We start from the raw sequence: 14,066 nt of genomic DNA on the forward strand, positions 1-14,066 counted from the left end.
TTATTCGGTGGGGGGTATGCGGTTGATGTTGGACTATGCGTATCAGGATTTCGGCGTGCTCAAGGAGATTCAGATGTTCACCGTCGCCTTGGGATTTTAAGGAATGAGCAAGTTAAAGCATGAAGCATAAGGAGAGTTGACTATGAAGCTGAGAATAAGAACTCCTCGGCTGCTTTTCCTCATCTGCATGCTGGCGACAACCGCTTTTGCGGGTGTCACCGGCAAGATCGCCGGAAAAGTAGTCGATACGGAAACCGGCGAACCTTTGCCCGGAGCCAACATTATCATCGAAGGGACGCAGATGGGCGCCGCGGCCAATCTGCAGGGCGAATTTATCATCATCAACGTGCCGCCGGGCGTATATACGCTAAAGATCAGCATGATGGGTTATAAAACCCAGGTGAGATCGAACGTCCAGGTCAGCATCGACCTGACGACGCAGGTGAATGTCAAGCTGGAGCCGAGCGTGATTGCCGGTGAAGAGGTGACGGTGGTGGCGGAGCGTCCGCTGGTGCGCATGGACCAGACCTCTTCGATGGCAACGGTCGGGGCGCAGCAAATTGCCGATTTACCGGTGCAGACCATCGGCGAGGTGCTCGAGCTGCAGGCCGGTGTAGTTAACCGAGGCGGTTGGCACATCCGCGGCGGACGCGCCGACGAGGTTGCCTTCTGGATCGACGGCGTGCCGGTGACCAACGTCAACAACTACAGCCAAGGCATTACGGTTGAAAATTATGCCATCCAGGAGCTGCAGGTTATTTCGGGTACATTCAACGCCGAGTACGGTCAGGCCATGTCCGGTATTGTAAACATCATCACCAAAGAAGGCAGCCCGAAATTCAACGGCCAAGTGCGCGCCTACGTCGGCGATTATGTCTCCAATCGCGACGAATTCGAGGTTCTTGATCGAGTAGTGACGCTTTATGATGAGTCCGGCAAAGCGGTCGGCGTTAAAGGGATCACCTCCAATCCTTTGCGGTTGTTCAATCCGGAATACAATTATGATCTCAGCCTCAGCGGGCCGATTCCGGGGACGAAAGACAAGCTGACCTTTTTCGTCAACGGCCGCACCAATTCGGGCAGCGGTTATTACTACGGTCGCAACTGGTTTTTGCCCACCGGCGTTCCGGGAGACAGCTCGCTTGTAAAGATGAGCGAATACCATCACAATTCGCTTCAGGGCAAACTGACATGGCGGCCGAGCGGTGTCTTTAAGCTCAGCTATAATGCGTTATGGAACAAAGACGATTCACCGCGCAGCTTTTCACAGCAGCAGCGCTATGTCCCGTTGGGCACGAGCCAGAGCCATAGCCTCAATCAATCTCATATCGTTTCCCTCAATCACGTTCTTTCGCCCAAAACCTTTTACGAGGTTCGCTTCAATTATTTGGACTACCGCGGCAAAAGCTATGTCTTTGCCGATCCGAATGCGCGGCCGGATTATTACATCTACATCTACCCGGATACCACGGCCGACGGCATCGTATTGCCGGATCTCACGCTGAACCCCTTAAAGAGCAAAGAGGACAGCATACGTTTTGAACAGCTCAAGCAGGAGCGGCGCCGTTATCAGTGGATCATTGATCCCAATGGCCCGATCGGCTACATCCATCCCGACTCCAACAGCGTGCCGGCAAGCTATTCGTTCTGGAACGACGGCAGCGGTCGGAACTACAGCCGCAGCCGTACCCAAAGCTGGATCGCCAAATTCGATCTGTCCAGCCAAATCGACAGGATCAACCTGGTCAAGGCCGGTTTCGAGTTCCGGACGCATCGGCTGGACAATTCGAGCTACTCGTTGATCGCCGCGACGAATCCGGCATCGAACGAAGAGATCGTTCCTTATATGCCGACGATCCCGCCGATCGACAGTCCGCAGCGCAGCGATTACGTGCGCACGCCGAAAGAGTTTTCCGCCTATATTCAGGATAAAATGGAACTGAAGGAAATCATCTTTAATATTGGTTTGCGCTTCGACTGGTTTGACGCCAATTATGTTGTACCGACTTTTTCGGACGACCCTGATATCTATCATCCGATCAAGCCCGAGAATACTTATAAAAACTGGACTCCTCCGCCTGCCGGTCTCAATCAGGCCGAATACGACGCTTATCTGCGTCAATTTGAAAAATATACACCGGAAGAACGACGCGCGTTTATGCATAAAAAGGTGAAACCGAAAATGCAGCTCAGCCCGCGTCTCGGCATCGCCTACCCGATTACCGATGCCGGCGTGATACATTTCTCGTACGGCCATTTCTTCCAGATTCCGGCCTACAATCAGATGTACACCAATCCGGATTTCAAGATTAATCCTTCCGGCGGCAACATCATTTTCGGTAATGCCGATTTGAATGCCAAACGGACGGTCCAGTATGAAATCGGTCTGCAGCAGCAGATCGCCAAGGACTTGGGGATCGACGTCACCATCTTTTACAAGGACATCCGCGATTGGGTTGGAACCAGTCCTCTTGTACGCACGGCTATCCCGAGTGTTCTCTACTCGACTTATGAGAACAAGGACTATTCCAACGTACGCGGCATTACCTTCAAGATGGAAAAACGCATGGCTGCGAACTTTTCGGCAAACCTCGACTATACGTTCCAGATTGCCGAAGGCTCATACTCGAATCCGAATGACGCCTTTAACGCCCAAGTCAACAACAATGAGCCGCGCTTGAACCTCATTCCTCTGGATTGGGATCGGCGCCATTCACTCAATATGCAGTTGATTTATTACAAAAATCGCTGGACCGTCAGCGCCATCGGGCGATTCTACAGCGGCTTCCCCTATACGCCCTCTTTCCCGCGTGCCCAATTTGTCGGCGGCTCGGCGCTGTCCAGTCTGCCGGAGAACAGCTCGCGCAATCCTAATCAGAAGGTTGTCGATCTGCGCATCAACCGCCAATTCCGATTAGCGGGTTTAGATTTTAACCTCTTTGCCTACATTAATAATCTGTTCGATTCCGACGATGCTGTGGCGGTTTACTCGGATACGGGTTCACCGGACTACACTACCAATATCACGCCGTCACGGGTCAGCTATGACTCGAAGCGCGTCGGCACGGTGGAGCATTACGTCCTGCAGCCCGGTTACTACACCGCGCCGCGCCAAATCCAAGTCGGCTTTTCGGTCGGCTTTTAAGTGCAATGGAGGAAAAACTTATGAAACATAGAAAATTTGTCGCACATACTTTGATGCTGCTCGTCTTTCTGCTCGGCGCCGCCTGGGCGCAGATGGAAGGACTGCATGGCTCCTTTTTGGAAATTCGCGACGGCGTGCACGCCGGTAATCTCTTCCGTACGACCATTTACAATGACGGTACATACGGACGCATCAACGATCCGGCCGCATTTGCCGGCGAGTGGCCGATCAACTCAGGCCGCTGGTACATGATCGACGGTAACCTGTTCGTCGGCAGCGAAGTTATCGACACGGACGGTCAGCTGAAGCACATCATCTCGACGGTACGAAGCGCCATGATCGGCAATTCGACCGGCGACCGCAGCCCGAACGGCGATTGGTGGACCTTTCTGCCGCTGCCCGGTTTTGCCGCACGCGATACCAACAAGATCGCCATGAGCAAATGGAAATGGTCTTGGCCGGACGTTTGGCCGGACAAGCTGAATGATCCGGTTGATCCCGGCTGGCCCGGACAATGGAACGGCTACTTTGGCAAAGGCATCTTTAATGCCGACGAAGAGAGCTTTTTTGTTGCCGACGATTACAACAACGCGGAATTCAAGTTTTTCCCCGACAGCACGGATCTGAATCGTCGCGGCTTGGGCATTCGCATGTGGACACGCAATTTCCAATGGTCGAATGCCTTAGTGGAAGACGGCATGTTCTCTTTGTTTGACCTGGAGAATGTCGGCACCCACAATCACGACAAAATGCTGTTCGCCTACAAGTACGGCAACAATATGGGCGACTCGCGTGAAGGCGGCGACGGCGGCGACGATATGGGCGGTTTTAACCGCGAGACCAACTCGGCTTATCTGTATGATTATGACGACATCGGCGCCGGCGGCTGGACACCGGTAGGCTATTTCGGCGGCGTGTTCCTGGAATCCCCCGGCAACCCTTATGACGGCATCGATAACGACGGCGACGGGCGGTTCGGTGAGGGAATCGTTATCGAAGAGTCCATGTTCGAGCCGAGAACGTTGCGCCGTAACGACCCGATCATCGTCATCAATTACAAGACCTTTGAGCGCCGCCTAACGACTTTGGCCCAGGAGGGCGTCGATACGCTGCGCATTCCTTATCAGGATATCGTGCTCAAGTTTTGGGACGGCAAAGTAATCAAAGAGGAGCCGTTTGATCTGATTGACAATAACTTGAACGGCATAATTGACGAGAGCAACGGCGCCGTGGTCGGTGAAGGCGCAGCGGCTTACATGACCTACCTCTATGTGGGGTTAAAGGCCGTAGATTACTTTACGGGCGTCGGATTAAACAACATCCTGATAGATGAGCGCCGTGACGACGGCATTGACAACGACGGCGACTGGAACGTCGCTCAAGATGATGTCGGCGCTGACGGCAAGCCGTTTACCGGCGATCCGGGTGAAGGCGACGGCCTGCCGACGTATGGTGAGCCGCATTTCGATAAAACCGACATCGATGAAACCGACATGATCGGCCTCACAAGTTTTACGCTTTACAAATGGGAAAACCTGGCGCAGTATGACGATGAAAAAGTATGGAGTTTCCTGTTGCCAGGCTATTTCGATCAGGAACTCCTGAACGACAACATCGAGCTGCTGTATGGCTCTGGTTACTTTCCCTGCAAATCTGGGACGATCGAGCGGTTCTCGATGGGAACTTTGTGCGGCATCAGCCTGAATGACTATCTCGATAATGTGAGATGGTTCACCAAGGCCTACAGCGAAAACTATAATTTTGCCAAGGCGCCGGCCATCCCCAATGTCATCGCCATTCCGGGTGACCGCAGAGTGACTCTGATTTGGGATACGATTGCGGAAGAAACCGAAGACCCCATTCTGGGGAAGGATTTTGAGGGATACAAAATCTATCGCTCAACTGATCCGGGCTGGAACGATTGTGCGCCGATTACCGACGGCCGAGGCTCCGTCACCTACCGTTTGCCGATTGCTCAATTCGATTTAGACAACGAGTACTCCGGTTATGCACCGGTGGCAGTTAAGGGAGTGCAATTTTATTTGGGCTCGAATACCGGTATCGTTCATTCATGGACCGATACGACAGTGGTTAACGGGCAAACCTATTATTATGCGGTTACCGCCTATGACCGAGGCTCGGCTGAGGGCATGATCGCGCCGAGCGAGTGCAGCAAGTTCATCACCATCAATAAGGCCGGAGAGATTGAGGACAAGGGGCCGAACGTGGTGAAAGTGCGGCCGGAAGCGCCGGCAAGCGGGTACAGATCGCCGTCTTTTTCCAATATCACCGCGGTTAAGGGCGGAATGGCCAGCGGCAAATTGGGTTACAAAGTGGTCAATCCATTGGAAATTAAAGACCGCAACCGCTATCGAATTACTTTTGAGGATACAGTCGTTGCCTCTACCAGCATCTCGGGAACTCTAACCCGAGCCACAAAGAGTCTGACCCTCCTCAACATTACGAATCCGAACGCGCCGGTGACGCTGATCGACCGATCTACCTCGGTCAATACCGGGGCGATTCTGCCGGTCAAGGAAGGCTTCCAGCTGCAGATCATTAACTATCCGGAACTCACTTTGAATTCCGACAGCACACGCTGGAGCCGATCGGATATTTACGGCTATGACATCAAGCCGTTCAGCTACAGCAGGATGCGCGGTGTTGCAGCCCCCCATGACTATCGAATCGATTTCGGCCAAGTCGGTATTGATACGTCTGTTGCTCTTGCCGTGTCTGCGGGTAGAACCCTGCCGGTAATGCCGGTCAATTTTACCATCACCGAATTGAACAGCGGCAAGAAGGTCAAATTTGCCTTCTGGGAAAACGACAAGCTGGCGGGTGAAGACGGCAAATTCACTGCCTTTACGGATAAGGCTAGAACTGACCAAATTATCTTTTTGGAGCCTAATGAAAAAGATTCTTTGGTGGTCACTTGGTCGATTCAGTTCAATTCAGATACGCGTGATGAGTTTCACAACAATCCGCAACCAGGCGACTATCTGATCATCAAGACCTTCAAGCCTTTCCTCAGCAGTGATGTGTTGGAATTCGAAACCTATGGGCAAGGAATCGATGAGGAAAAAATCGATTTGGATCGCATTCGTGTAGTACCGAATCCCTATGTCGTCTCCAATTCATGGGAACCGGTCAACCCGTATAGCAGCGGTCGCGGGCCCAGGGTGCTCCATTTTACCCACCTGCCGCCCAAATGCACGATCCGCATCTTTAATGTGCGCGGGCAATTAGTAAGAGAGCTCGAGCATGACAAGTCCGACAACATTCTCGATGGAACCCTTGAATGGGACATGTTGACCAAAGATAAGCTCGATATCTCTTACGGAATCTACATTTATCATGTCGATGCAGGAAAATACGGCACCAAGATCGGTAAATTTGCCGTGATTAAATAGCCGAGTTTTATGCGGTATGCCAGGGGCGACCAAAGCGTCGCCCCTGGCATTTAAAGACTTTAATCCATGAAGAAAAAGCCGACCTTTAACGTTTCATTTTTTCAACCCTTTTTATTGTTGTTGCTTTCGATTTCCAAGATGTTTATTTTTCACTAGGCCAACCGCAAAGAATTCTGCTCTATTTTTTTTGCATGACTGACCAAATGATTTTCATTAAAAGTAAATCATATCAGTAGGCCCTTTAGAATGATTTCGCGGTTTGACCAAAAGAAACCATGAGTGCGTTATGAAACATCAGCAGTCCCGTCGCTGCCTTATTTAACCCACCTATCAAATGCCGCTTTTAGGAATGGTTGAGGCGCAAAAGATACTCATTAGCAACTCTTTTAAAGCAATTCGACTGGTATATCACTCTATCGAGCGGCGGCGAATCTTACAGATAATCAAGCCGATTGTATTTACCTTTCTGTTGCCCCCCAAGCCGTCAATTGTTTCGCGTGACTTTACAAAAGATTTCACCGGCAAAATCAGAAATGCTAAAAAAACTTAACAGGGCAGCAAGAAACGATTTTGGTCTATTTTGATCATACGCGAGGGAAATCTGTCGGATTTAAGAGACATCTATGAGCAGGTCTTTATGATAAAAAATGCGGTCGGAAATATGACAGCTCCCCAATGACGCCGAGAGCAAGAGTAGTAAATAATATTTTTTCTTTCGATGAAAGAGAATTCAAGATTTCAGAAAAAAATTCTTTTTTTAAAATTAAAATACTATTACTTTGCTTCACTAATCCTTTGCAATTTGAACCAAAAAGGGAGTGCATGAGATGAAGAAACGGCTGGTCCTGTTTTTTCTCCCGATTTTTTTGATGGCGGCGGCAAGTTTCCATGAGCTTACTGCCGGCACTACGGGAAAGATTGCCGGACGCGTGACGGATGCCGAGACCAACGAGCCATTGCCCGGCGTCAATATCACTGTAGAGGGCACGACGACGGGCGCAGCAACCGATTTGTCCGGAAACTATCAAATCATTAATCTTCCTCCCGGTCAATACACGCTTCTCGTTTCAATGATGGGCTATACCAGCCAGCGAATCGAGGGTGTGCGCGTCAACATTGATTTAACCACCACGCAAAATATCAAATTGCGTCCGACGGTACTCGAGGCCGGTGAAGAGGTGACAGTAGTTGCCGAACGACCCATTGTGCAGATGGACATGACCGGCTCCTTGGCGACCGTCAGCGCTGAGGAGATCAAAGTCCTGCCGGCCCAAAGCACCAATTACCTGGTCGGCTTGACGGCCGGCGTTGTCGACGCGGGAGGAATTCATATCCGCGGCGGACGCTCGAGCGAAGTAGCTTACTGGGTCGACGGTGTGGCTTCGACGGATGCGTTCTACAACAGCTCGACGGCTGCCGTCGAGAATACCGCCGTGCAGGAACTGCAGGTCATTTCCGGCACATTCAACGCCGAGTACGGCCAGGCGATGTCAGGCATTATCAACATCATTACCAAGGACGGCGGCTCGGTCTATAATGGGGAGATCAAAGGATACGTCGGCGACTATGTGAGCTCGGATCCGGTCTACGGCGTTCTAAAATATGTTCGCGCTGAAACCGATTCGCTCACCAACAAGACCACCGTCTACAGCGAGTCCGAGGATCCCTTAACAAAGTTCAATCCCACCTACAACCTCGAAGGGAGTTTAAGCGGGCCCGTACCTTTTACCAACAGCAAATTGACTTTTTTCCTTAACGGTCGTTACTATCAGCAGGACGGTTACCTGTACGGTCGGGAGTGGTTTCTGCCCTGCGGCCTCCCCGGCGACAGTTCTTTGGTGCCGATGCAGGCGCACCATCGCTATACGGGGCTGGGTAAGCTTACTTGGGCAATTTCCCCAAGCATCAAACTTCGTTACAGCTTGAACGTCAGCGATTGGAAGAATGACCGTTATTGGAGCCGGCAGTTCAAGTATGCTCCGCGGGGACTTAGCCCGTCTTGGGGATATACAACAACCCATCTGTTGTCGTTGAACCATGTGTTGTCCAATCGAACTTTTTATGAATTCAAGGTGAACCGCATGTACACCGAGAGCCGGAGCTATCTCTATGAAGATCCGACCAAGACGCCGCATTGGCTGGTATATCTGCCGGGCGACTCGGTGAATGCGCCGCTGACTTTTGCGCCGGAAGACAATCCCGCATTGCTGGACAGCTTGAAAACCTACGGCATCCAATACCGATGGATACCCGATCCGGCCCAGCCGTGGGGATACGTTTCTGAAGATTCTTCGCGAACGCCGATCGGCTACAGCTACAGCCGCGCGGGCAACGATTTGGGCCGCAATTTCCGCAGTTCAGCTTATTGGATCGCCAAGTTTGATCTGACCAGTCAAATTAACTCGACTCATCAAATTAAAACCGGCGCCGAATTGAGGCTGCATGAGTTCAATCTGGACAGCTATACGCTCCGCGCCAAAACGGACGAAAACGGAACCGCCATAGTGCCCTTTCAGCCGGTTATTCCGCCCAAAGAAAGCCTCTATCGTGATGCTTATGATGAGCCGCGTCGACCGAGAGAATTCAGCATGTACGTTCAGGATAAAATCGAGCTGAAAGACCTGATTATGAACATCGGTCTGCGCTTCGACTATTTTAATTCGAACTGGTACGTGCCGGTCGATCCCATGGATCCGAGCATTTATACGCCGATGAAGCCGGAGAACAAGTGGGTTGATCCTACGGCCGATAAGGACCAATTAGTGGAATGGACGCCCGAACAGCGCAAAAGCTTTATGTGGAAAAAGGCGAATGCCAAGACGCAGCTGAGCCCGCGATTGGGTATCGCCTATCCGATAACCGATAAAGGCGTCATCCATTTTTCCTACGGCCACTTTTTCCAGATTCCTGATTTTCAATACCTTTACGCGGCGCCGGGATTCAAACTCAATACCGGCGGCGGCAGCACCATCTTCGGCAACGCCGATCTGAACGCTCAGCGCACGACGCAATATGAAATCGGTCTGCAGCAGGAGTTGGCGCCCGGGCTCGGTATCGACGTCACTCTCTTTTATCGCGACATCCGCGACTGGGTCGGAACCGCCCCCATTCAAAAGACGGTCCGCGATGTCGTCTCTTATTCAACCTTTGAAAACAAGGACTATGCCAACGTACGCGGCATCACCTTCCGCGGCGAACAGAGGTTTACCAATATCTTTTCCGCCAAGGTGGATTATACCTTCCAGGTTGCCGAAGGCACTTACTCCAATCCTACCGATGCATTTTATGCAGAACAAAGCGGCGCCGAGCCGAGAAGAAAGCTTATTCCACTTAACTGGGATCAGAATCACACCCTGAACCTGCAGTTGATGGTACGTCCCGGAACTTGGACCGCCTCGCTGGTTGGAAAATTCAACACGGGTCTGCCTTATACGCCTACATTCGCAAAAGGCGCCTTTGTCGGCGGTTTCGGCACAGCCGACCTGCCCGAGAACAGCGCCAGGCGCCCGGATATTTACAGCGCCGACCTCTATGTCACCAAGACCTTCCCGCTCGGCCGACTGCATGTCATGGCGTTTGCTTATGTCTATAACCTTTTTGATAATCGGATGGCGACGGCCGTATTTTCCGATACCGGTTCGGCTGAATACACAACCGATCCTCGACCGGAAGAGGTTCTTTACAACCCATTGCGTATCGGAACGGTTGAGGATCTCTATTTGCGGCCGGAATGGTACATCGCCCCCAGGCAGGTCCAACTCGGCTTGAGCCTCGGTTTTTAACGGAAGGAGAAGGATGATATGAAAAAACTAATTTTTAGCTTTGCCGTATTTGCTCTCGCCGGTCTATCGACAGCGTTTGCACAGGCTGCGGTCGATCGATTGCACGGCGACGAGCTGTATAGCTACCGCAATATGCACTCAGGCAATCAGTTCCGAACCACCTTTTATAATGAAGGTTATGTTGGTCATCGCAACGGAATTAACCCCGATGATATCGGAGAATGGCCGATCAATTCGGGACATAATTATATCAACCTAATCCCTTATTTCATGCTTTCCGAAGTCAAGGATACAGAAGGGATCATTCGCCACATTTCATCTGAAGCAAATGGTATTGTTACGGGTAACGACAGCGATGCGGCTTCTGCCGATTCACGCGAGGACGGCAGTTGGCAATGCAATGCACCGCTGCCCGGATTTGCCAATCCCGAAGTACAGCGAATCGCCATGAGCCATATGCCGGAAACCTGGCCGTCCTTTTGGCCGGACAAAACCGATGATGCCGTCGATCCCGGTTGGCCTGGGTCATGGAACGGCTATTTCGGCAAAAACGTGCTCAATGCCGATCAAGAGAGCTACTATGTGTTCGATGATTATCAGAACGATGAATTTTCTTTTTATCCCGACAGTACGGATTTGGAACGGCGCGGCCTAGGCCGGCGAGGCACTGTGCGCGGTTTTCAGTGGTCGAACGTTCTGGTAGAAGATGTTCTGTTCCAGTTGGTTGATATCAAGAATATTGGAACTTATAATCATTCAAAGATGATCTTCGGCATTATGTCGGGGCCGGTGTTCGGCCGCAGCGTCAAAGGCGGCGGGGACGGCGGCGATGACTGCGCCCGATTCGATCTGCAGCGCAAGATCGGCTGGCACTTTGACGGCGACGACATCGGCGATACCGGTTGGACGCCGGTCGGCTGCCAAGGCTTTGCCTATTATGAAAGTCCAGGCAACCCTTATGACGGTATCGACGATGACGACGACGCCAATTCAGGACCTGGACCTGTGATTACCGAAGAGACTTTTGCGCCGCGCGTCATCAATGCAGGTGACCCTATCGTCGTAATCGACTATACCACCTTTGAACGAACGCTGATGGCCATGCCGGCCGACGGCATCACCATTACCTACCTGGAAAACACCTATCATTTTAATGCCGGCGCCGTATTTGAAGAAATACCGAGCAACTTGATCGATGACAACTTTAACGGTATCATCGACGAGAGCAACGGATATCAATATGGAGAAGGCGCGACGATGGTCAAGAACTATCTGTTCGTCGGCCGTAAATATATCGATTACTATACCGGCGAAGGCAAAGATAATCCGATGATCGACGAGCGCCGCGACGACGGCATCGACAACAACGGCGATTGGAATCCGTTGACTGACGATGTCGGTTTGGACGGCGTGCCGAACACCGGAGATTTCGGCGAAGGCGACGGATTGCCCACTTCGGGATGGCAGTCTCCGGCGGTTCTTCCCAATTTGGTAGGTAAAGCCAATAAATTCGGACTAATCGATACCTACTTGCCGGGTGAGCCCAACATCGACAAAACAGATATCGATGAATCGGACCAAATCGGCTTGACTGCGTTCAATATTTTTATTTGGGGCAATCCGAAAATCAGCGACGATGAAGGGCTATGGAAAGGTTTTGAGCCTGGTTTCCTCAACGACTATGGGCAATTTTCGGACACTGACCTCATGCTCGGCTCCGGCTATTTCCCTTTGGCGGTCGGAAACATCGAACGATTTTCTCTCGGCATCATGTTCGGCGAAAATACCGACGATTTGTTCACCAACAGCGATTATGCCAAAAAGACTTATGAGGAAAATTATAACTTTGCCAAAGCGCCGGTCATCCCGACCGTGACGGCCATTCCCGGCGACAATCGCGTGACGCTGATTTGGGACGACGCTGCCGAGCATTTTCGCGATCCCATCACCGGTTACGATTTCGAAGGCTACCGCATCTATCGCTCTACGGATCCCGGATGGCGCGACATGACGCCGATCAGCGACGGACAAGGCTCGGTGGCATTCCGCAAACCGCTTGTGCAGTTCGACCTTAAGAATGGCATCACGGGTTTTTCGCCCATCGCCATCCGCGGCGTCGAGTTCTACCTCGGCAACGACACCGGCATTGTGCATTCGTTCGTCGATACCACTGCTCGTAATGGACAAACTTATTATTATGCGGTCACATCCTATGACCGCGGCGATCCGGCGCTGGGCATTGCGCCGAGTGAGTGCGCCAAATATATTGCCGTCAAGCTCGACGGTACGATCGATAAGGGTCGCAACGTTGTGGTGGTGCGTCCTGAGGCACCTGCTGCCGGTTTCTTGGACGCGGAAATTACCGGGCTTACGCTTGTCGAAGGCGGAAAAGCTTCCGGCATAGTCGGTTATGAAATCGTCAACTCGACGCAGATTCGACAAAACGGCAGCTATCAAATCGTTTTTGAAGATACGGTCATTCAAAACAGCAGCGGCACCTACACGCAGGCGACTAAAAATTTCAGTCTGATCGAAAAAGACAGCGGCAGACGGCTGATTGACCGCAGCACCAACCTGGAGCGCGGCGCCGAGCAGCCGCTAACGGAAGGGTTCCGAATCAAGCTGTTCAACTTTCCCGAAGTTTCGGTTCGCAGCGACAGCACGCTTTGGAGCGACAAAAGCGTCTATGCGCCGAACATCACGATTTTCCGTTACAGCCGTCTTTTGGGAACGGCACGGGCCGCCGACTATCAGATCGAGTTCGGAGAAATCGGCATTGATACAAGCACTGCTTTTGCCATCTCGGCAACCCGAACCTTGCCGGCAACGCCGGTTAATTTTACCATCCGCGAACTGCCGAGCGGAAAAAAAGTCAAGTTCGCTTTTTGGGAAAAAGACGCCCTGAAAGGACAGGAAGGATTAATGACCGGCTTTACCGACAAGACGCGGACCGACCAGGTCATTTTCCTGGAACCTTTAAATGGACAAGAATTAAGCGCTACGTGGAGCTTTGAATTTGACTCGGCGACCAACGACTCGCTGCATCGAAATCCCCAACCGGGTGATGTGCTGACGATTAAAACCTATAAACCCTTCCTTTCCCATGACGTCTATGAATTTACGACGTTGGGACAGCGCATCGATCCCGAACTTGCCAAAGCGCAATTGGATCGTATCCGTGTGGTACCGAATCCCTATGTGGTATCCAACTCGTGGGAGCCGGTCAGTCCCTATACCTCCGGACGCGGACCTCGTGAACTGCACTTTATTCACCTGCCGGCCAAATGCACCATCCGCATTTTCAATGTGCGCGGGCAATTGGTCAAGGAGATTGAGCACGATACGCCCAATATTGCCGACGGCACAGTGGTGTGGGATATGTTGACGAAAGATTTGCTCGACATCTCTTACGGCATTTATATCTACCATGTTGACGCCGGAGAATTGGGTGAAAAGACCGGGAAATTTGCTGTAATAAAGTAAAAGAAAATTGGAGCTTGAAGCGGCGGAGAGCCTGCTCTCCGCCCTCATCATCACATTAGAAGGAGAGGTTAACAATGAAAAAGATGATGCTCATTATGGCAGTCGTGCTGACGGCGACGACGCTTTTTTCTCAGAATGTGACGAAAGTGGGGACGACGGCGGCGGGATTTTTGAACATTGATGTGGGAGCTCGTGCGATCGGTATGGGGGGGGCCTATGTTGCGGTGAGCGACGATGCGATGT

Annotated in this window: 4 protein-coding genes; all 4 read left to right on the forward strand. The window is 51.7% G+C overall.

What is annotated here, in order from left to right; genetic code table 11:
- The first annotated feature begins 142 nt into the window (after positions 1-142).
- Positions 143-3,145, forward strand: a complete 3,003-nt coding sequence (locus ONB24_14790) for a TonB-dependent receptor (GenBank protein MDZ7317376.1) — start codon at positions 143-145, stop codon at positions 3,143-3,145.
- A 20-nt stretch (positions 3,146-3,165) separates the two neighbouring features.
- On the forward strand, positions 3,166-6,558 hold the full coding sequence (locus ONB24_14795; GenBank protein ID MDZ7317377.1) for a hypothetical protein: 3,393 nt from the start codon (positions 3,166-3,168) through the stop codon (positions 6,556-6,558).
- An 827-nt stretch (positions 6,559-7,385) separates the two neighbouring features.
- Positions 7,386-10,340 carry a TonB-dependent receptor gene (locus ONB24_14800; GenBank protein ID MDZ7317378.1) on the forward strand — a complete coding sequence of 985 codons (2,955 nt, stop codon included), beginning with the start codon at positions 7,386-7,388 and terminating at the stop codon, positions 10,338-10,340.
- An 18-nt stretch (positions 10,341-10,358) separates the two neighbouring features.
- On the forward strand, positions 10,359-13,823 hold the full coding sequence (locus tag ONB24_14805) for a hypothetical protein (protein MDZ7317379.1): 3,465 nt from the start codon (positions 10,359-10,361) through the stop codon (positions 13,821-13,823).
- The last annotated feature ends 243 nt before the right edge of the window (positions 13,824-14,066 follow it).

This window comes from candidate division KSB1 bacterium, assembly GCA_034505495.1.
In the GTDB taxonomy this organism is placed as follows: Bacteria; Zhuqueibacterota; Zhuqueibacteria; order Residuimicrobiales; family Krinioviventaceae; genus Fontimicrobium_A.